This window comes from Pseudomonas sp. GD04091 (assembly GCF_029836165.1).
Classification (GTDB): domain Bacteria; phylum Pseudomonadota; class Gammaproteobacteria; order Pseudomonadales; family Pseudomonadaceae; genus Aquipseudomonas.
Genome location: NZ_JAOEBG010000004.1, coordinates 81,753 through 102,784, shown reverse-complemented (window position 1 = coordinate 102,784; position 21,032 = coordinate 81,753). Strand labels below are relative to the sequence as shown.

General features: G+C 62.9%; 17 protein-coding genes. 9 read left to right on the top strand and 8 right to left on the bottom strand.

Translation table 11 applies throughout. The features are described from left to right. Positions 1-3: 3 nt before the first annotated feature. The gene (locus N7422_RS07085) at positions 4-2,508 is read right to left on the bottom strand and encodes a UvrD-helicase domain-containing protein (protein WP_279805849.1); all 2,505 of its coding nucleotides are present in this window, start codon (positions 2,506-2,508) and stop codon (positions 4-6) included. 187 nt (positions 2,509-2,695) lie between these two features. Between N7422_RS07085 and N7422_RS07080 the strand changes: the two genes are divergently transcribed. After that, positions 2,696-3,394, top strand: a complete 699-nt coding sequence (locus N7422_RS07080) for a pirin family protein (protein ID WP_279805848.1) — start codon at positions 2,696-2,698, stop codon at positions 3,392-3,394. A 123-nt stretch (positions 3,395-3,517) separates the two neighbouring features. Here the strand turns inward: N7422_RS07080 and N7422_RS07075 are convergent, their stop codons facing one another. The 5 genes from N7422_RS07075 to N7422_RS07055 all read right to left on the bottom strand — a co-directional run bounded on the left by N7422_RS07075 (position 3,518) and on the right by N7422_RS07055 (position 8,582). Continuing rightward, entirely contained in the window at positions 3,518-4,468 is a 951-nt protein-coding gene (locus N7422_RS07075) for an AraC family transcriptional regulator (protein WP_279805847.1), read from the bottom strand. Positions 4,469-4,693: 225 nt separating this feature from the next. Then, positions 4,694-5,428 carry a hypothetical protein gene (locus tag N7422_RS07070; protein WP_279805846.1) on the bottom strand — a complete coding sequence of 245 codons (735 nt, stop codon included), beginning with the start codon at positions 5,426-5,428 and terminating at the stop codon, positions 4,694-4,696. Positions 5,429-5,530: 102 nt separating this feature from the next. Further along, the gene (gene hisN / locus N7422_RS07065; protein ID WP_279805845.1) at positions 5,531-6,322 is read right to left on the bottom strand and encodes a histidinol-phosphatase; all 792 of its coding nucleotides are present in this window, start codon (positions 6,320-6,322) and stop codon (positions 5,531-5,533) included. Between the two features lie 64 nt (positions 6,323-6,386). Beyond that, a complete protein-coding gene (locus N7422_RS07060; RefSeq protein WP_279805844.1) occupies positions 6,387-7,601 on the bottom strand; it encodes a YeeE/YedE family protein in 1,215 nt (404 codons plus the stop codon). 108 nt (positions 7,602-7,709) lie between these two features. After that, positions 7,710-8,582 carry a hypothetical protein gene (locus tag N7422_RS07055; RefSeq protein WP_279805843.1) on the bottom strand — a complete coding sequence of 291 codons (873 nt, stop codon included), beginning with the start codon at positions 8,580-8,582 and terminating at the stop codon, positions 7,710-7,712. Between the two features lie 292 nt (positions 8,583-8,874). Between N7422_RS07055 and N7422_RS07050 the strand changes: the two genes are divergently transcribed. From N7422_RS07050 to N7422_RS07030, 5 genes are all read left to right on the top strand, one after another. Then, a complete protein-coding gene (locus N7422_RS07050) occupies positions 8,875-9,738 on the top strand; it encodes a hypothetical protein (RefSeq protein ID WP_279805842.1) in 864 nt (287 codons plus the stop codon). Positions 9,739-9,744: 6 nt separating this feature from the next. Then, on the top strand, positions 9,745-11,895 hold the full coding sequence (locus N7422_RS07045) for a S8/S53 family peptidase (protein WP_279805841.1): 2,151 nt from the start codon (positions 9,745-9,747) through the stop codon (positions 11,893-11,895). Then, entirely contained in the window at positions 11,882-13,108 is a 1,227-nt protein-coding gene (locus N7422_RS07040) for a serine protease (protein WP_279805840.1), read from the top strand. Before N7422_RS07045 ends, N7422_RS07040 begins: the two co-directional genes overlap by 14 nt. 128 nt (positions 13,109-13,236) lie before the next feature. Further along, positions 13,237-14,142 carry a hypothetical protein gene (locus N7422_RS07035; protein WP_279805839.1) on the top strand — a complete coding sequence of 302 codons (906 nt, stop codon included), beginning with the start codon at positions 13,237-13,239 and terminating at the stop codon, positions 14,140-14,142. Positions 14,143-14,166: 24 nt separating this feature from the next. Then, positions 14,167-14,775 (top strand): hypothetical protein, encoded by a 609-nt coding sequence (locus N7422_RS07030; protein ID WP_279805838.1) that lies wholly within the window; start codon positions 14,167-14,169, stop codon positions 14,773-14,775. On the opposite strand, the gene N7422_RS07025 is transcribed toward N7422_RS07030, so the two are convergent. Next, the gene (locus tag N7422_RS07025; protein ID WP_279805837.1) at positions 14,772-15,524 is read right to left on the bottom strand and encodes a class I SAM-dependent methyltransferase; all 753 of its coding nucleotides are present in this window, start codon (positions 15,522-15,524) and stop codon (positions 14,772-14,774) included. The genes N7422_RS07030 and N7422_RS07025 overlap by 4 nt on opposite strands. 289 nt (positions 15,525-15,813) lie before the next feature. Between N7422_RS07025 and N7422_RS07020 the strand changes: the two genes are divergently transcribed. Both N7422_RS07020 and N7422_RS07015 read left to right on the top strand, forming a co-directional pair. Then, positions 15,814-18,177, top strand: a complete 2,364-nt coding sequence (locus N7422_RS07020) for a hypothetical protein (RefSeq protein WP_279805836.1) — start codon at positions 15,814-15,816, stop codon at positions 18,175-18,177. Between the two features lie 71 nt (positions 18,178-18,248). After that, entirely contained in the window at positions 18,249-18,917 is a 669-nt protein-coding gene (locus tag N7422_RS07015) for a class I SAM-dependent methyltransferase (protein ID WP_279805835.1), read from the top strand. 6 nt (positions 18,918-18,923) lie between these two features. On the opposite strand, the gene N7422_RS07010 is transcribed toward N7422_RS07015, so the two are convergent. Then, positions 18,924-19,829 carry a hypothetical protein gene (locus N7422_RS07010; RefSeq protein ID WP_279805834.1) on the bottom strand — a complete coding sequence of 302 codons (906 nt, stop codon included), beginning with the start codon at positions 19,827-19,829 and terminating at the stop codon, positions 18,924-18,926. A gap of 219 nt (positions 19,830-20,048) precedes the next feature. Between N7422_RS07010 and N7422_RS07005 the strand changes: the two genes are divergently transcribed. Further along, entirely contained in the window at positions 20,049-21,020 is a 972-nt protein-coding gene (locus N7422_RS07005) for an aliphatic sulfonate ABC transporter substrate-binding protein (RefSeq protein ID WP_279805833.1), read from the top strand. The last annotated feature ends 12 nt before the right edge of the window (positions 21,021-21,032 follow it).

The following is a 21,032-nucleotide window of genomic DNA, read 5'->3' as shown; positions in this document are numbered from 1 at the left end:
CAGTCATTGACCGCGCAGGTCTTCGAAGAAGGCCTGCCGCCCCTCCACCAGGCTCGATGCGCGTGGCTGGCCTGCCGCCTCGCCATTGGGCCGCTCGACATGCCAGTAGCAATGTCGCACCGCGCGCGTGACCGCCACGTACGCCAGGCGCTGCACCTCTTCCTTCTGCGCCGTGTCGAACGCTTGCGCGTCGCCTGGCTTGCCGAGGCCGGCCAGGCGATAGACCTGGTTCTTGTACGGCGAACTGGTCAGGTACTGGCAGTCACCGAGCATGAACACCGCGTCGGCCTGCAAGCCCTTGGCACTGTGGTAAGTCAACTGACGCAGGCGGCGCTGGCCGACCGGCAAATTAGAATCAGCTTTAACTAATCCTGATAAATGCTTATCTATCAATAGCTTATCGCTTGATTTTCGAAACAACATCATCACCGTCTCACCACGTTCGTAGTGTTCGATCGCAGTCTGGGCCAATGCGGCCTCGTCGCGATCGAACACCTTCACCGCCGACAGCGGCAACTCGGCGGCACGCCCGCTGGCTTTGGCTTTCTTGCCGGCGATGGCCGGCGCACCGCGCACCAGGCATTCGGCGGCATCGATGATGTGCTGCTGGCTGCGGTAGTTCTCCGCCAGCATCACCCGGGTGTTGGCCGGCGACGGGAAGGCCTTGGCGAACTCCATGAAGTATTTCGGCGAACTGCCGCGCCAGCCGTAGATCGACTGCCAGTCGTCGCCCACGCACATCAGCGATGAATGCCGGGCCACCCGCCCGCCATGCAGGGCAGGCCCGCGACGGCGGATCTCGGCGAGGCTGGCGCGCAGCCAGCTGACGATCTGCGGCGAAACGTCCTGGAACTCGTCGATCATCAGGTGCGCCAGCGGGCGCAGCAGCGGGTCGGGCAGCAGCGCCAGGTTCTCTGGGTTGTTCTCGCCGAACAGGGCGAACATGCGGTTGTAGGTCATCACCGGTGGCGACTGGGCCAGCAGGTGCGCCTCCAGGGCCTTCCAGAACAACGCCAGGGCCTCGAAGAAAGGCCCGTCGCTATCGCCCGGCGGGAAGCTCATGGCCGCCACCGCCACATTGACATCCAGGCCGAGGTTCTCGATGAAGCTGGCGGCACTGACGAAGGCATCGAGCAAGGGGGCCGGGGCCAGCTCACCCTTGACCTTGTATTCGAATCCGGGACCCGCCACGGCATCTCCCGCCAAGGATGCGGCGAGGCGCTTGGCGGACGAATAACTATCCAGCCATATCAATGGTTTGTCGCAGAATGCTTGAAACAGTGTGCGCTTGACGGCCCATTCCGCGCGTACCGCCAGCTTGGCGCCCGGGCGTTGATACTGGGCGCTCTCGGCGGGATCGAAGCCCAGTACCACCCAGGCGTCCAGGCCCTCCAGACGGCCATGCACATGGAAACGGCTACCGCGGATCTGTACCGTCTCTCGACAGGGTTCGATGCCCTTGATCGGCCAGGCGCCCGCGGCGAACCACAGGTCCTCGATCACATCGCACAGCTCTTCGTCGCGCTGGGCCGCCAGCTGTGTCACCTGCACGCGCTTCTGCACATCGGGATGGTCCGGGTCCAGCGGTTTGAGCAGCAAGGCCTCCTGGCGCATGGCGGCGACCAGCTCGGCGAACCGTGGGCTCTCGCCCAGCAGGTCGCGGTAGCACAGGTTGAGCTGCTGGCGCTGGGCGTCGTTCAAACGCAGGTCGAAGGGGTTGCTGTCGGCGGTGGCCTCGGCACCCGCCGGCAGTTCGTTGCCCAGGGTCTCGAACGCACGCATCTGGGCGAAACCCGGCAGGCTGCGGACCAGTGGCAGGATCCGCGAATGGAAGGTGCGGACCAGGTCACGGCCCTGGGCCGGCGACAGTTCGATCTGCCACAGGGCGAACACCTGCAACAGGCGCTGGATGAAGTCCTTGCGCGACTCGCGGGTGAAGGTCACCACGGTCATGGCGTCGAGCTCGAAGCCCAGGTAGTGGCGCAACAGCAGGATGCGCAGCACCAGCGAGGTCGACTTGCCGGCACCCGCCCCGGCCACCACGCAGGTGGACGGCGTGTCGCTGAAGATCAGCTTCCACTGGGCCGCACTGGGTTGCGCCTCGGCCGGAAGGCGCTGGGCCACGTCGGCCTTGAAGCGTTTCTTGAGCTCCGCGCTCAGCGGCAGGCGCCAGTCGTCGAACAGCTTGTCGTCCTGGCCGGGCACACTGCCGGCCTCGGGGCGGGTGTCACGGATCACCAGCACTTGCCGCCCGGCTTCATAACCCTCCACCCGGCCCCGCTCGTAACCCTCGCGCAGACCGTCGGCATGGCCGTTGCGCTGGCCGGTGGCATGGCCCAGGAACCAGGAGTCGCGGTGTTGTGCCTGCAAACGGCTCAAGCCTCGACCCAACAGGCGCGCGGCGAGGCGGCGCAGCCAGGGCAGCTGGGCAGGCGGGGTCAGGTTGGCCGGGGCCTGGGGATGCTCGTTGGACACGGTCACTCCATTGAAAATCGAAACAGCGGGCATGTTCGCCGCATCTGTCGCAAAGCGCCAGCGAATGCTTATGGATCAGTGAATTAGGCGATGAATCGCATGCAGATCAACATCTTATAGCATCGAACAAATAGATCATAATAAGTCGATATTTACGCTTTTTTTCGATCTTTCAACGATGCAACATGGCGCCATTCCACCGATTCAGAGGAGCATCGAGATGCTGCAACTGCGACCCTTCGAAAGCCTTGGCCATGCCAATCACGGTTGGCTCGACGCCCACCACCACTTCTCATTCGCCGAATACTACGACCCCGCGCGTATGCACTGGGGCAACCTGCGAGTCTGGAACGACGACCTGATCGCCGCCGGCAGTGGCTTCCCGCCGCACCCGCACCGTGACATGGAGATCATCACCTACGTGCGCGAAGGTGCCATCACCCACCAGGACAGCCTGGGCAACAAGGGCCGGACCGAAGCGGGCGACGTGCAGGTGATGAGCGCCGGCAGCGGTATCGTGCACAGCGAGTACAACCTGGAGAAGGTCGACACACGGATCTTCCAGATCTGGATCGTGCCCGAGAAGGTGGGTGACGCCCCCTCCTGGGGTTCCCGACCGTTTCCCAAGGGCGAGCGTGGCGAAGGCTTCGTGACCCTGGCCAGCGGGCGCGACGGCGATGAGCAGAGCCTGCGCATCCGCGCCGATGCGCGCCTGGTGGCCGCCACCTTGCGAGCCGGCGAAAGCGCCGAGTACCGCTTCGATGAAGGTCGGCGCGGGTACCTGGTGCCGGCCAAGGGACAGATCGAGGTCAATGGCCTGACCGTCAAGGCCCGCGATGGCGTGGCGGTCGAACAGGAAAGCGTGTTGACGGTGACCGCGCTGCAAGACAGCGAGATCGTCCTGGTCGACGTGGCCTGATAGGCCGCGGCTGCCCGTCGGCCCATTCGCGGACAAGCCCGCTCTCACAGGGATCGCACGGACCTTGAGTCTTGCGCTCTTGCTGTGGGAGCGGGCTTGTCCGCGCGAATGGGTCTGTGGAAGTCACTCCCGTCGCCTGAACGTCTCCGACGGCAGTTCACCGAAGTGCTGCCGGTAACTTTCGGCGAACCGCCCCAGGTGCAGGAAACCATGATCGAGCGCCAGCTCGGTCACGCTACGCACCCGACAGCTCGGGTCGACAAGGCACTGCCGCACCCGCTCCAGCTTGCGCTGACGAATGTACTGCTTCGGCGTGGTGCCCAGATGGCGATCGAACAGCGCATACAGCGAGCGCAGGCTCATGCAGGCCTGCTCCGCCAGCCCTTCGGCGGTGAGCTCCAGTTTCAGGTTGCGCTCGATGTGGTCGAGGATGCGCTCCAGGCTCGCGCCTCCCAGCGCCTCCATGCTCACGTTGGTGCTCATCAGCGTCAGCAGCTTGCTGGCGACGATCTGGCTGTAATGCCCCTGTACCCTTGGCAGCGAGTCGCCCACCTCGGCTTCCATGCAGACCATGCCCAGCAGGTTGATGAAACCGCCCAGCTCTTCCAGTCGGTAGTGGTTGCGCAGGAAGCGCACACCGCCACTGGGTCGCTGCCAGCGCTGCTCGTCGCAGCTCGCTTCGAGCAAGCGTACCGGCACCTTGAGGATGAATTTCTCGCAGTCTTCGGAATAGGTCAGGTCGACCGGGTCGTCCGGATTGATCAGCAGCAGCTCGCCAGGCACCAGGTGGTGCTCGCGCTGATGGCCGCGCCACAGGCAGTTGCCATTGAGCAGCACCTGCAGATGATAGATGGTCTCCAGCGCCGGCGAAGTGACGCGCACGCTACCGCCATAGCTGATGCGGCACAGGTCCAGCTCGGCGAACTTGCGGTGGCTCAGGCTCGCCTGGGGATGAGTGGTACGTGACAGGCCGATGTGGTGCTGGCCCACATGCTGGTTCACGTAGTCGGACACCGCGTACGGGTCGGCGCGGTGGAATACGCAGCTTTGCTCGCTCAACAGGCGGCTTTCCATGGGCAAGGCACTCGCCATCGTTATTGTTATGGTCGCCGCGCGCCTGCGCGCGCGGTCGTTCACGGTCATTCTATCCAGCCGCCGGGGGTGTGTCGGGGCAGTCGACGGTCGGTGGACAGGGCCACACTAAGCAAAAGCGCGGGGAACAGGCAATGCGGCCTGCGCAAACGCCGGGCGGACAGCGGACATCGCGACGACCGCCCATGTGCGATTACCGCACAGCGCTCACTGTACCGGCAAAAAGTTCATCAGCAACAAGCTTTGCGCATAGTTCAGACCGATGCGCCGGTAACGTTCGTCGAGCATCTGCGCCAACAGGTCCAGACGCGCCACGACCTTGCCGAACTCCACGGCGAAGCTCAAGTTGCTGCCCTGCTCGGAAATCTCGTTGGAGAACAGCAGCAGCACGCCGTTGGCGTCCTGGCGCTGGCTCAGCATCCAGGTGGCCTTTTCGATGTTGCGCGCGGCATTGTTGATGAACAGCGGATCCAGGGTGTCGGTCATGTAGAACTCGGTGCGCCCGCCGTGGGCGGTGACCAGCATGCTGCCGATGGCGTAGATGAAGGCGCCGACCCGATCACCGCGAAACTCCGGGCTCAGCGCGTAGCTGAGGGCCGCCAGGTCACGACGTTCGCCCAGCTGCGGCAAGGGCTGGCGCCGCTCGATGGCGATGCGGATCTGCCGCGCGGCAGTGGTGGCGTCGAGGTAGCCAGACTGCTTCCATTGGCTGGGGTTGCGCAGGTACAGCTTGCTCATCAACAGGTAGAGGCTTTGCAGGTTGTCGCGCATGGACAGCGTCGCCATGCGGTCGACACTGGTCTGGAACAGCTCGTCGGGCTTGCCGTTGCCGAACTGGGTGAGCATGTCGCGGCCCTGTTGCTGGGTACAGGCCGTGAGACACATCAGGGCGCCGGCCAGCAGCAGGCCGTGGGTGAAAGGAACACGTCGTCGTACAGCCATCGGCACCGAAGGGAGTCATCGGCCGCGCCGGGGATCGGCGCGGCCTGGCCATGCATAGAGCGCACAAATGCGAAAAAGTGCGATGGTGCACGGCCGGCGTGACTACATGGCGTGGCGCAGCAGCTCCACCACTTGCGCATGCAGCGCCGGATCACCACAGGCCACCACGCAGCCACCATGCTGCGCCGAGCTGCCGTCCCATGCGGTGATCACCCCGCCCGCGCCTTCGATGATCGGCATCAGCGCCTGCACGTCATAGGGCTGCAGGCTCGCCTCGACGATCACGTCGACGAAGCCCGACGCGAGCATGCAATAGGCATAGCAGTCGCCCCCGTAACGCATCAGCCGGGCCTTGCCAGCGACGGCCTCGAACGCCGCCTTGCGCGCCGGGGTATCGAACATGTCGGGGGTGGTGCACATCAGCGTGGCCGAAGCCAGGTCGGCGCAGGCCCGGGTCTTCAGCGGCGTGCCACTGCGCCAGGCGCCTGCGGGCGTGCCGACAAAGCGCTCGCCGGTGAACGGCTGGTTCATCACGCCGACCACCGGACGCTGACCGTCGTTGAGCGCAATCAACGTGCCCCACAGCGGCAGGCCGGTAATGAAGGCGCGAGTGCCGTCGATCGGATCGAGCACCCAGGTCAGCGGGCTGCTGCCCAGCGCCGCGCCGTGCTCCTCGCCGAGGATGCCGTGCTCGGGATAACGGGCCTGGATCAGCACGCGCATGGCGTCTTCGGCGGCCTTGTCGGCGATCGTCACCGGGTCGTACAGGCGCCCGCCTTTGTCCTCGACGTCGAGGCTTGCACGAAAATACGGCTGGATCGCCACGGCGGCGGCATCGGCCAACTGTTCGGCGAAGGCGCGGAATTCGCCGATCTGGTCTGCGCTCAGGGACATGGGGCGGGCCTCGTTGCTAGGGTGGGGCCCGCATCATACCTGACTCGTTGTCGAATCGAAGGGGTCAGCAGCCACTCAGGGCCGGCGCCGGTCGCTCAGCGGCGAAGAACAGCGGACGCAGGCGCACGCCGATCAGGTTGCCGGCATACGCGGCGATCAACCATAGCCAGCCGTGCACGCTGCCCGAAGCGATGCCGCTGAAGTAGGCGCCGATATTGCAGCCATAGGCCAGGCGCGAACCATAGCCGAGCAACAGGCCACCGATCACCGCGGCGAGCAGCGATGGCAGCGCAATCTTCAGGCTCGGCGCAAAACGGCCGGCCAGGCCAGCGGCGAGCAGCGCGCCCAGCACGATACCGATATCCATGACGGTGGTGATGTCCTGCCACAGTGGCGAGGCCAAGGCCTTGGCGTTGGCCGGCGCTTGCCAGAACACCCAGCTGCCCACGTCAACGCCCAGGCTGCTCAGGGTCTTGGCGCCCCACAGGGCGAACGCCGAGGTGATACCCCATGGGCGACCGGCCAGCGCCAGGGTCGCATAGTTCAGCAACGCCAATGCAATCGCCCCCCACAACAACGGCCACGGGCCACGCAGGAAGCGGCGCAACCCTTGGTGTGCGCTGGTTGCCGGTGCCTCCAGCGCGCCATGGCGGCGCTTCTCCAGCACCACCGTGACCCAGGCGATCATTGCGAATACTGCCAGACTCACCAGCAGCGCCGGCCCCATGCCCCAGACCTGGACGATCGAGGTCGCCGGGAACGACGGCAGCGCGAACCACCAGTCGGCATGGTGAGTGGCCGTGACCGAGCCGATGATGAAGAACAGCAAGGTCACCAGCATCCGCGCGTTGCCGCCGCCCACGGTGAACAGCGTGCCCGAGGCGCACCCGCCTCCCAGCTGCATGCCGATGCCGAAGATGAAGGCGCCGAACACCACCGAAATCCCTGCCGGCGCCACCAGTCCGGTGACCGGATTGCCGAACAGATTGCCTGCGGCCAGCGCGGGGAAGAACAACAGCACGGCGAGCGCCAGCATGACCATCTGCGCCCGCAGGCCAGCGCCACGGCGCTCATTGATGAACACCCGCCAGGCCGAGGTGAAGCCGAATGCCGCGTGATAGAGCGTAAGGCCCAGGGCAGCGCCGATCAGGAGCAACAGCACCTGCTTGAAGCCGGCGTTGAGGTTGAGGAACCAGGCGCCGGCCAGCAGCAAGGCCAAGGCAATCAGTGGCGCGCCCAGGCGGCGCGGTTTGGGGGTGGCGGTAACGGAAAGACCCATCGGGATACTCGGATAACAGTCGAACGGACGCGCAGTATAACGCCGTATGGGCACGCGGGCCCGCACCGTCCAGGTCAACCTGTCAGCGCGGGACCGCCGACGCTCGTGCTACTTCTCCTGTTTGCTCAACTTCTCGAACAACTTCTTCCAGGCGTCCTTGGCGACCGGACCAAGCGCGTCGGTCATGGCCTTGATCTCGGCTTTGCTCTGGCTGTCCAGCCCTGCCAGCATGCCTGTCTCCACCACCGAGAAGTTGATGTACATCGAGCTGCCTGCCGGGTATTTCACCGGCTTGGTGTAGTTGAAGTAGTCTTTCGCCACGGGCTTGTAGTGCAGCGGCGCATCGCCCGCGGGAGCGGAAACGGCAACACCGCCGATGCTGACCGCATCCGAAGTGTCCTTCTGCTCCACGCCCGCCTTGTAACCGGTGACCGCAGCTGCGACGCTCAGGCCGATACGGCCCTTCCCCTGCCCCTCGTTCTCGGTCAAGGCCCGGCTGGTCCTGGAGGACACCAGGGCAGGCGCGAACTGGAATGCGGCCACATCCTTGTCGCCAGTCTGGAACTTCATCGTGGTCAGGAGGATGGCCATCTGCGTTTGCGGTTCGGCGCCGCCACTCACCCTGGCCAGCACCACGCACCGCAGATTGTCCCAGGTGGCCGGAGGGCCGGACCACGAAGCGCTCCACGACTTGAAGGAGCGCTGCTGGAACTCATCGATCTTGCTGTTGACTGCCGACACGCCCAAATCCCATGCCGCATTGCCTGCGGCAATCAGGGCGGAAGCGGCGACCGCCGCCACACCCGCTTTGGTTATCGGCAAACACAGCCCTTTCCATACCTCTTCGTCCTGACTGCCGAACAGTTGCCGCCACTCGGGTGTGGAGCGCCCCTCGCGGACATCGAAAAGGCTCTGCTCCACAGGAAACAGCACCACGCGTTCCTGGTCGCCGCTTGCTGGCTCCAGTTTGGAGCTCGTCATGATCGTCCATGTCTGGCAACCACTCAACACCACACATGACATAGCCATTGCCATAGAGTTGCGCATCGAGATACTCCCCTGAGGCTCATTGCAGAAAGTTGCAATTTGCCACTACCGGGTATAGCCCATTTGAATCGCGCCGGCGCCGCAGGTGCGAGCACCTGAAGATCAAGGCGTCCATATCCGACTAATGGCATTGCGCCGCCAAAAAGCCATATCTATACCCAGGTATACGAACCCACAGCTTTCGTCGGTAGTACGCGTTCGGCGACCAATCAAGAAGGGAACCGCCATGCTTGGCCGACGCTCGGGTCACCTGCTCTTCCTGCTACTGGCAAGCCTGTGGATCACCGCCCAGGCGCAGGCCGAATCCTCACTTACCCGGGACGATATCCAAGCGGCTATCGCGGCGCCATCGTTCAACCAGGGCTTCAAGCAGTTCCTCGGCAAACTGCCGCAGGTGGAGGTCCCGGAGGCGGGAAATGCCATCTACTACATCGTCGAAGGCGACCTGCTGCTCGACGAGGAAGGTGTCCAGTCCTACCTCATGGGCCTGCGCAACGGTCCGGCGCCCGCCCGAGGTGGGGAGCTGAGGGTCATGACCGAACAAGGCAGCAAGGTGATCTGGGCCAAAGGCCAACGCAAGCTGACCTACGCCGTGGACCGCGCCAGCTTCCCTACCCAGCAGCAGTACCAGACCGTGGTGCAGAACATGCGCACAGCGGCGAAGGACTGGATGTTCTGCAGCGAATGCGGCGTCAACTTTGTCCACCAGAGCGCACAGGATTCCAACCCGAAATCCGCACAGGTCACCTTCATCGTGCGCTACTCGACAAGTATCGACGGCTACTTCGCCGTTGCTTTCTTCCCCAGCTATCCTGTGGCGTTGCGCTACATCTACATCACCCCCCGCTACTTCACCACCGACTACAACCCTGTCGGCATTCTGCGTCATGAGCTCGGCCACGTACTGGGTTATCAGCACGAACAGGTCGTCGGTGTCCCAGGGTGTGCCCGCGAAGGCAACAACTGGACCGAAGTGTCCCCTTACGATCCGAAGTCGGTCATGCACTACCTGTGCGGCGGCGGTGGAACCAAGCAGATGGTACTGCAAGACTCCGACAAGGCCGGACACCGTGCCACCTACGGGGAGTAACGGACCATGCGCCCACTCTGGCTACTCGGCCTCACCCTCACCGCGGCGGTCGCCGGCGAACCTGGGCGTGCGCTGTTGCCGACACCTGATGCATCCGCCTTCAGGCAACTGCGCGAAGAGATCGACATGGCGGAGCGTGAGATCCCTCGCCCACCCGACCAGTTGGACAGCGGCGTGCTGGTGTCCTTCGAAGGAGGCAACGTCGGTCAGACCTTGGCACGGGTGATGCTCGGTCTGAACGAGGATGGCAAGCTGCCGAGCGCACGCCATACCGTGCAGGCCGGGGAGACCCTGTGCGGCCTGCTTGACCAGCGCGGCTATCCGCCACCGTGCCCGCCGTTGCTCGAGGTCGTTCATCGACTCAACCCCGAACGCTCGACGAGCCAACCCCTGCAGGTTGGCGAAGTCCTCAGCCTGCCGACGCTGACACTCTGGCCCGCGATCGCGCGCAAACCGGTGGTGGGGGTGGCTTCGCGCAAGGCAGGCGATTGCCAGCCCGGCTCGGATGGCATGTTCACGTACTGGTCACGCCTGGAGCCGGAGGTGGTGAGTTGTCTGCCATCCTCCACGGTCAACCCACAACCTGTCTCGATCGTGCAGTATCGTGCCTACCAGTTCGTGGTGCCGACGGAAACCGACGAGGCAACCCGGCAACTGCGCGCAGCGCTTGAGCGATCGAAAACCACCAACGTGCGCTTCGACGTGATACCCCACCCCTCTGGCGCAGAGCTGCGCCAGTACGCCGAAAGCGGCCCCGGGGCGCCCAATACTTGCGCCGAGGGGCTGAGCGACGAGACGCCATTCAATTACATAGACCTGTTCGACTATGACAGCGATGCCATGCCCGCCGTGCACGAGAGCCTGTCACCCGACGGCGTGGACATCGTCCCGCGGGTCGTGCCGGTGGTCCTGATCGACACCCCGGTGGAAAAGTCCCCCAACCTGTACCCTGCCTACAGTGATACGAAGCCGACGCAACCTCTTACCTGCAATTGGAAATCCCCGTTTACCAACAAGTTTCACGGTACCCACCTGGCTGGACTGATCGCCAGCCAGGGTTATGGCTTTCGCAGCATCTCGACCAATGCGGCGATTGTCTCCCATGTCTGGAATGTGGTGAAAGCAGACGGCGAGCTAGCGGAGGCTTCCAACAACCGAAACTACACCCTGAGGCAGCGACTGCTGCGCAACGCCTATCCGAAGAAAGGCTTTCGGCGCGCCATCTACGTCGCGGCCAGCTCATTCTCGTTCTACAACCTGACCCCGACCAGCGACCAGCTGGACAATGAAAGCCTGCGCTGGCAAGAGCCACTGCTCGACACGATCAGGTCCTACTCATCGTTGTTCGTCGTGGCAGCAGGTCAATCGGCCAAGGAGGGCGAGCCGCCGGTCAAGCTCACCAACGTTTCCACTCACCTGCTGCAAAGCCTGGGCGATCAACGCAATGTCATCGTGGTCACCGCGTGCAGCGATTGCCGGCGTGACAAGACAACACTTTTGCCTTCCGCCAATTTTGGTACCGGCTCGATGCCCATCGTTCAAGTCGCGGCGCCCGGCGGGCAGGCGATCCCTGGATGGGTGAGCACGGACAATGTCAGTTCCGCGCGCGGCACCTCCCAGGCAACCGCGCTCGTGGCCAGTGTGGCGGCAGCCATGCTTGGCACGAGGCCAGAGGTCTACGATGATCCGCAATGGATCAAGACCCGCCTGCAGGTGACCTCTCGCCCGATCGCCCCGAATGCCGACGGCACGATCAATCCGGACGCGGCAAAGATCGCCACGGGCGTGGTGGATCCGGTACTGGCGCTGCTCGACCCCGACAAGCACTGGCTCAAGGAGGGCGGCGAATGGAAGGCGGTGAAGATCAGGCGGATAGAGCCCGAATACATTCTTTTCACCGACAAGACCGGCGCACCCGCGCAGATCCGCCGCGATACCTTGGCCCGTATCCTGACACTGCCAGGTAAACGGCAAGTGGCTTACGTCGATAGCACATTCGAAGGTGCCAGCCCTCCCGGAACCATCCGCCGCGTGGGACCAAGTCAGGTAAACGAGGGATTCGTGACGCTGTGCGACAGCGCGACTGCGCTGCCCCTGGCCAATGTCCAGGACCTCATCATCTCCCTGCAAGGTGTCCAGGACAATGAGTGCATTTAAGCTGCTTGCCTTGCTTAGCCCGCTGCTGCTGGCGCCACTGGCCTTTGCCGAGCAATGCAAGACCGAGGAGTCGGTCACCACTTTCGGTAGCTGGTTTGCCAGTGGCGCCCGCCTGACCGCCGCCAAGCCGTTCCAGTCGATCCAGGCGCAAGCGGCGCAAGGGCCCGCCGACAGCATGAAACTGCGCCTGGAGGTTGCCTCTGGCAGGGACCGCCAGTGGCACGTACTGATCTACGACCCCGACTATCGAGTGCTCGCCAGCCTCGGGCCGGACGACTTCAGCGACGAGCGAGGGGAGCTCACGCAGTCGCGCTGGACCGGGCGCATGTTTCATGACCTTGTGCAGGTCGAGTTGGTTACCGCCCGCCCCGATTCGGACATCGTCATCAAGATCCCCACGGGCATTGCCCTGCCAAAGGAGAGCAGCGATCAGCGCGTGTACTCCGCGCAGAACGCGAGCAACCCGCGCTGGCGCAAGCTGTTCCCGGATAACCGCGGCACCAGTGCCACGTTGCCGCGCAAGGCAGGCGCCAAGATCGGCATGCTGATGACCGGTTTGCAGGTCCCTGGTGGCGGCAAGAGCGCCTGGTGTTGTTCGGTGGTGATGATCGGCCGCGACCTGGCACTGACCAACTGGCATTGTGGCGGCGACAACGGCTGGATGCAGGCCGCGGACTACTGGGAGGGCAATGTCTGCGCCAACGCCACGCTGGATCTCGCCTGGGATGGCGGTGATGTGAGGCGTCAGTACAACTGCACCGGCGTCGTGGTCAAGAACGAGCTGCTGGATTTTGCGGTGCTGCGCGTGAAGCCGGTGGTGGGGACTGGTGGCCTGGCAGGAGAACCCGTGTACGAACGGCTGTCCAGCACGCCCAGCGCGACGCTCGGCGATGTGTTCGTCGTGCACCATGCCCTGTGCCAGACCAAGCAGGTGAGCGACAAGTGCAGGATCGGCTCGCTCAACTACGCGAACTGGCTCAACGACAGCTCGCAGACCGAGCTCACCCATAACTGCGATACCGAGCATGGGTCATCCGGGGCGGGCGTCTTCGACGCCAAGGGAAAGCTGGTAGGGCTGCATCACCTGGGCTTCAGGCGCGATCCCCAGTCCTGCGAAGAACAAGACAAGCTCAACAAGGCGGTACCGTTGACGCGCATCATCGACCATATCAAGGCCAACACACCCGAACTGGCCAAAGAGCTGGGGTTGTGATGGCCTTAGTCTTCGTTGATGACGCCGGCAAATAGATCGGAATCGCCTTACAAGCTTGAGAGAAATCTCGGAAAGATAGTCATGCTTTGCTACGCCCCTGGCATTTTTTCCATGACAGGAGGCCCGTAATGCTCAAACCTGCCCAGCTCGAAAAGCTCCGTGAAGTCATCTCCGAGAACCTGCGCGTGCAGCGCGACAACGACCCCGTCGAATACATCAGCGTGGGCACCGCCCTGCAGGATGCGAAGTCCAAGCAGAACCACGCCATCTTCGCCCGTCGCGGCTGCGGCAAGACATTGCTGCTGCATCACTCGTCGAGAAACCTCAAGCCCGAGCTCAAGAGCATCTATCTCAATTGCGAGGACTTCAAACGCCACTCGTTCCCCAACGTGCTGGTGGAGATCCTTGCCTCGATCTTTCGTGAGCTGGACAAGAACATCTCCGGCTGGTTCGGCAAGAAGAAGAAACACAAGCTCATCATCAAGGACATCCTCGACAAGCTGAAAACCCTGCACGTGAACGCCGACGCCCATGAGGAAGAGGTGAAAAGCAAGGTTGCCGCCGAACACAACACCGGCTTCGGCGCAGGCATCAAGATCGATGACATCACCTTCAACGGCAAGAGCATGGCCAAGGAAACCCAGGAGGTGGAGCGCTCGTTCAGGGTTCATCGCCAGAAGCTGCAGGAGCTGGACCTCTGGCTGCCTCAACTGAAGGAAAACCTGCGGGAGCTGTTCGGCGCATCGAGCACGGTGAAAGGCATCCTCCTGCAGATCGACGACCTCTATCATCTCAAGCGTACCGACCAGGCATTCGTGGTCGACTACGTGCACCGGCTGTGCAAGGACATCCCGATCTACTTCAAGATCGCCACCCTGCGCCACTCCTCCACGCTGTACGTCGACCGCGAAGGCCAGCCCATCGGCGCCCAGGAGCGTCACGACTACCAACCGATCGACATCGACTACACCTTCAGCAACTTTCCCAGGACGCTGAAGCAGAATCACGCGATCCTGGTGCAGTTCGGTGCCTAGGCGGGCATCAGCGAGACGCAGATCATGGGGCTGTTCAAGGGCGAAGGTTTCGGTCGGCTGGTGATGGCTGGCGGTGGCGTCCCCCGCGACGTGCTGTCGCTGTTCCTGCATCTGCTCAACGAGACCGTGCAGGATGAAGCAGGCAAGATCGGCAAGGACGAGGTGCGGATCCTGTCCAGGAACAACTTCGAGCGCAAGATCGAGGAGCTCAAGCAGGACTCAAAGGACGATGAGCAGGATGACCTGATCAAGGGCATCTACATCATCAAGAGCTTCTGCCTGGACAAGAAGAACAACATCTTCGTCATCGAAGAGAAGCTGCTGCAGCAGAACGATGCGCTGCGGGCGCTGATCTACCGACTGCTCGACTACCGCATCATCCACAGTTGCGCCACTGCCCTCACCCACAAGTCCGCGGAAGGCACGTTCCAGGCATTCGCCGTGGATATCGGCTGCTACGCCCACTACCGCAAGCTGGACGGACGCTTCAACGAGATCGACGTGACCGACACCGCCGCCAAGGAACGCATGCGCTCCGCACCGATTCTCGACCAGACCAAGATCGACAACATCGTCGCCTCGCTCCCCGGCCACGGCCAGGTGGAGCTGCTGGCAGAGGCTATGGAGGCTTAAGGCTTCCTGGCCTGACACGCGAACGCCACATCACCGATATAGATGCCCCGCGACTGCTCGCGCTCCGCCTCGAGCCGCGCCTGCAAGGTCTCGATCCCCACCTGCCGTGCCGTGGCAACCCCCAGGGCCACGATGCGCGGCAGGCAGCCACGGATGATCGTGGCTAGGCCAGTATCGTTGTCGGGTGTCTGCACGAGGCATTCGGCACGCACCTCCTCCACCTGCAGGCCCGCCCCGGTCATGACCCCATGCAGGTTGAACCCCATGTGCAGATCAGCGCCCTCCTCGGCCAGCATGCGCTGCAGCCAACGGGTCGCCTTGCGATGCAAGGGGAACGGCTCCAGGCTGGCCGGCGTCAGCGTCGTGTCGTGTTCCTGGAACACCATCAGGCCGCCAGGCAGCAAGTGCCGGGCCAACGCCCGTACCGCCTTCACCGCGTCGGCCTGGTACATCAGCACCCGACGCCCGACGATGGCATCGAACAAGCCCAGCGACGTCGGCAACGCGTGCAGGTCACAGTGGACGAACTCAGGCCGGGCCGCGCCTTTGGGCAGCTCGCGCTGCCGCGCTACCTGCAGCGCCGCGTCCGACTGGTCGATGCCCACCACCGCGCCATCGCCATCCACCAGGCTGGCCAGCAACAGGCTGACGTCGCCATGGCCGCAACCGACGTCGAGCACGCGCATGCCAGGGCCGATTCCGGCATCGAGCAACAACCGCGTGGTGAAATCCGCCTTCGCAAGTGCCATTCCATGCTCCTTCGCCAATGCGCCAGTGTGCCGAGCCACGCCACCAGAAGACAAGAAAGCAAGCGTCGAGGTGATCGTGTGGTTGTTGGCTGATGCCCGCGGCAGAGCCATGTCAGGCCTCTGCTGTCTGTTAGAGTAACGGGACTGGCGCGGACCGATCATTGGGCGATGTTCCTCGTAGCAGCGAAGCATCGCCTGGATGATCACTCCCCACGCCCTGCCCGTCCCGGTTTGCCAAGCCAGCTGAATACGCGTCGATAGAATGACTGATCACTTCAGGACCAGAGAAATGAATGGAAGCAGTGGTGGCGCCGCCACCAATAGCGGGATTGATTACCAACAGCGCGTCGCTGCATTTTTCACCTTGGCCATGGCCCTCAAGCTCGACTGTTCCAATGTACTGGAGCGTAGCGAGGCAAATGAGATTCACGGTATCGCCTATGAAACAGCGGACGCGATCGATGATGTGGTGCTGACCCATACTGCTTGCAAGACTTTTCTGCAGGTCAAAAGAAAGTTGTCGCTCTCGGAGCAACCCCAATCCGACTTCTTCAAGACAATAGATCAGTTTGTTCGTCAGTCGCTGGGGTCAAGAAACCCTACCGATTGCTATGCAATCGTCACCACCCCGGACACTTCGAAAAAAATCACCTCGGACCTTCGCAAGATCACCACCTCAGCCCGGCTGAACACGACAGCGGCGATGGAAAACCCATTGACCCTGGCCGAACAGGCGGCTTACGACCTGCTGGTCAGGTGTATTGAAAGAGCATTCCTGTTTCACACCAAAACCCCAGCCAGCCCACAGGACATACAGAGCCTTCTCAGGAAAACCTACATCATCACCCTGGACATCGAGCATGGATCGTCCTACGAAAAGGCATTTCTGCTGTCCATCTCCCATCAACTGAACACCGCGCCCGAGTTGTTGTGGGGCTATGTGAGATCGAAAACCCTCGATTGGTCCAGGCAACGCCAGTCCATCAGTTTGCAAGGCGTGCGAGCAATACTGGACAGGTTCCGTGGCCAGGAGAACGACGGCCAGCCATCACCGGTCGACTCACTTCGCGTCCAGCTGACATTCGACCCTGAAAAGTACGACATCTGTGCCGGCCGTGAGGTCGTGCTCATCAGGTCGTTCATAGAGGACTTCGACCTGCAATTGCTGGAGTTCTACAGGTTTGACGATCAAGGTGATTTCAGACTGCGCTTTCACGAGAACACCCTGGAGTTGGGCGACGGTAGCCACCATCCTCTTTTGGCAAGATTCTCGACGTTCTCCGGCGCAGAAAGGTTTCTCCTCGATCAACCGCTGCCGGAGGAGACACGGCTGATGCTGGGCCCGATGAATAGCGAGCGTGACGAAGATGCAACCCCATTGGCGGTCGCTTATGGCGAAAAGATAAGAAGAAAACTGCTGGAGAACACGACGTACTCCAAATGCATCCACTGCGACGCAGGGCTTTCGGAGCACGCATTGGCCATCGAGATCCAGGAGTGCGAGCTGCCCTTCGACGCGGGCTTCATTCACAAGGATTGTCTGCGGCCTTCCGACAGGGTATTGGGCGTCGCTGCTAATCCTGGGATGACGAAGCACCCTGAGCTGAAAAACTTCGACTACCAACGGTGGTTCTTCAGCCTGGATCGAAGCCAGGCGGTCTGGAACGGCTCCGAACAGCTCAATCAAGCCATCAAGCACATGTGGTGGAACAACCCGTCGCCCTCGGACACCCAGGGAAAATACTGCATCAAGGTGCGCCTGGAGGATGGTTCGTTGCGCTATGTGCAACAGCGAGGCAAGGTCCAGCGCTTCGACAGCGAGGAGGTAGCCACGGTCACGGCGGGGCTGAACGAATTGCGGGAAAGCAAGAAAGCCCAAGGCAATCCGCTTTGCTATTCGGCGGACGGCTCGCTCCAGGCAGTCCAGGCGGACATCGAGCAGTTCGCGCAACACCCTCTGGATCTGATCGAATGCCTCGAGTTTCAAAGCGCCTCCTATACCAGGGGAATTTCCCAACTGCACGACCGCGTCAAGAATTTCTATACCCCACTGGCCATGTTGACGCATCGGCAAGACAGGAGCCCATTAACCTTCGACAATGCATTGTTCCTCACCACATCGCCGTTCGAGCTGAAGCAGTATCTGAAGAACTGGCTTCGGATCGGATTCTCGCCCAGCGCCTACACCCTCGACATCATCGAGCGCGACGAAGACTTCGACAGGCTGATGCAACGCTGTGGCCATCAGGGCATTCAGGTTGTCGTCGACCCACTGTTCGATTCCGCCGGGAAACTGATGAAAGGCTGCATCGTGGTGGACAAACTCGATAGCCTCGAGCCGATGCATGAACAGGATGCGCAAATCTACATTTTCGCTCATCCGGACGGAGCGTTCCGCCACATCTATTACGCTCGCGCAAATGACCTGGCATTGATGCTCTGCGAGAACTGTCAGGGGTGTGGATGTGGTTGCATGGGCTGCCAGCTGCAGGAACAACTGCTCCTTGTGCACGGCCAGGAAAACCTCCAGGTTGTAGCGACCAACAGCCGCACGGTGGTTGTGACGGTGGACGACAGTGAGTTCGAATGGGACGAAGCGTTCATCGCCGACAACGCGGTCGACTGGCAGGACTGGAAAGATGTGCTGGAATGATCGCGAACGGTGCCTGCGCCCCTACGCGCAGCCACGCCCGTTGATAGCACGCGCCCCAGGAGCCTGCGCCAATGACTGAAGACACGCTTTTGCGTAGCTGGCATCTCAATGCCCAGTCCTGGATCGACACCGTGCGTAGCGGCGCAATCGAATCCCGCCGCCAGGTGACCGACAACACCCTGCTCCTCGCCGTGCTCGGCCGCCAGCCCAGGCGCGTGCTCGATCTGGGCTGCGGCGAGGGCTGGCTCCTGCGCGCCCTGACCGAGCGGGGTATCGAAGCGGTCGGCGTGGATGGCGACGCGACGCTGGTCGCTGCGGCGCGGGCAGCGGGATCGACCCCTGTGCATCTTGCCAGCTATGAACAACTGGCCGACTCCGGGGTGGCTGTCGGTCGCGATTTCGATCTGGTCTGTGCCAATTTCGCCCTGCTGCATCAGGACATCGTGCCCTTGCTGGCGGCGATGCGTGAATTGCTGGTCCCGGGCGGCAGCCTGGTGATCCAGACATTGCACCCCTGGACCGCGGCGGCCGGAGACTATCAGGACGGCTGGCGGGAGGAATCGTTCGCCGGCTTGGCTGGGGACTGGAAGCCCATGCCCTGGTATTTCAGAACCTTGGGCAGTTGGTTGAACGCCCTGCAGATGGCAGGGTTCCAGCTGAGCGAGCTGAGCGAGCCGCAACACCCTCAGAGCAAGGTGCCGCAGGCACTGCTGCTGGTAGCCGCTCGGCCTGCGTCATGACCCTGGTCAGGCCCCAGGAACCCGCTGCGGCTCAAACTGGGCGGTATCGGCCGTCACGGGCGGCGTCAGGCGCAACACCCGGTCGCGGCCGCCTTCGGCCAGCAGGTAGCCGCCCTTGCCATCCGGGACGATGGCCTGCGGAGCCTTCAGGAAGCTGAGCACCGCATGGCGTGTGCCATCGCCGTCGATGCGCAGCAGGCGGGCACGGTGGGTCGAGTCCTCGCTGATCCACAGCCCGCGCGCATCGCAGAGCAGGAAGGTGGGGTTGCGCAGGCCATCGACCACCACTGGGTCCTCGCCCTCGGGGTTGAAGGCGCGAATCCTGCCATTGACCTTCTCGGTGTAGAGCAGGCGCCCATCGGTGCAGCGAGTCAGCCCTTCGGTCTCGGTAAGGCCGGCCCGCAGCACATCGAGGTGACCACTGCGCCAGTCGTAACGCATGAGTCGGCCATCCCCCTTGCGGTCCTCGATGGCATACAGATGGTCGCCATCGTTGAACAGGCCCTGCACATTGTTGCCTTCGAACAAGGCACTGACCTGGCCGTCACGCGACAGGCTGACCGGCGCCCCGCCCACTTCCTGGCTGAATGCCCAGCCACCCTCGACCGCCACCATGCCGTCAGGTTTGGACAAGCCATCGAGCACGACCACCCGGTCTCCGTCGGCGGTGATGCGCATGATGCTGCCCTTGCCACCGTTGAGCTCGCGGCTCACCAGCAGGCTGCCATCGGCCTGTGGCAGCAGCGAGGCGGCCCGGGTCACCGAATTGTGCAGTACCTGCACGCCCCAGCCCTCGGCGGCCTGCACGGGATAGAAGGTCTGCCAGGCGAAGAAGCCCAGGGCGCTGGCCAGCAGGCCCGCCGTGGCGGTCAGGGTAAGGCGTACACCACGCTTGCGCAGGACATGCATCATCTAATCGGCTCCGAGGAAGTGCCGGCGATGCTAGCAAGGTGATGTGAAAAAAATGTCATGACCACAAAATGCAGGAATTGTCCTACAAGACCGAGAAAATAAAGAAAATGGATATAAAAATAAGAAAACAATCTAACAAAATGGAATAAAAAAATTGAAAGGCATCACCGCGCTCCTTAGGCTGCCTTCACGACCCAGCATTGTCCAAAGGAGCCTTCAATGCCTGCCCACGCCTTTTCCCCATTTCGCCGCCTGTTGCTGGGTGGACTACTGGCCGGTGCGTTGCTGCCCTGGGGCACTGCCCAGGCCGAAGACAGCAAGACCCTGCGCATCGGCTACCAGAAGTTCAACAGCATCAACATCCTCAAGGGCAGCGGCGCACTGGAGAAGGCCCTCGCACCGCAGGGCGTGACGGTCAGCTGGCACGAGTTCGCCGCCGGCCCACAGCTGCTCGAAGCCTTGAGCACCGGCGCCATCGACCTGGGGCACGCCGCCGATGCGCCTTCGGTATTCGCCCAGGCCGCCGGCAAACCGGTGGTGTACCTGGCCGCCGAACAGCCCTACCCACGCGGCATCGGCCTGGTGGTGCGCGAGCAGGACCACATTGCCAAGGTCGAGGACCTCAAAGGCAAGCGCGTGGCCACCGGCCGCGGCTGGAACGCCCAGTACCTGCTGGCCGTGGCTCTGGAGCAGGCAGGCCTGAGCTATCAGGACATCACCCCCGCCTATGTCAACAACGCCGCCGACGCCGTCGCCGCCCTGCAGTCGGGCAGTGTCCAGGCGGTCACCCTTTGGGACCCCTTCCTCGCCGCGGCCGAGAAACAGACGGGGCTGAAGAACCTGCGCGACGGCAGCGGCCTGTCCAACAACCGCACGTTCTATCTTTCCACCGCCACCTTCGCCGACCAGCACCGCGAGCTGCTCAGGACCTTCTTCGCCGAGCTCGGCAAGGTCAGCCAGTGGGCCAACGCGCAGCCAGGCGAGGTCGCCAAGCTGCTGGCGCCACAACTGGGCATCGGTGCCGACGTGCTGCAAGTGGCCAGTGAACGGCGCAACTACAACGCGGTGGCCATCACCCCGCAAATTGTCGCCGAGCAGCAGAAACTCGCCGACACCTTCCAGGGGCTGGGCCTGATTCCGCGCAAGCTGACGGTGGCCGATGCCGTCTACCCCGCCAGCGTGCTGCCGTGAGCGCAAGGAGCT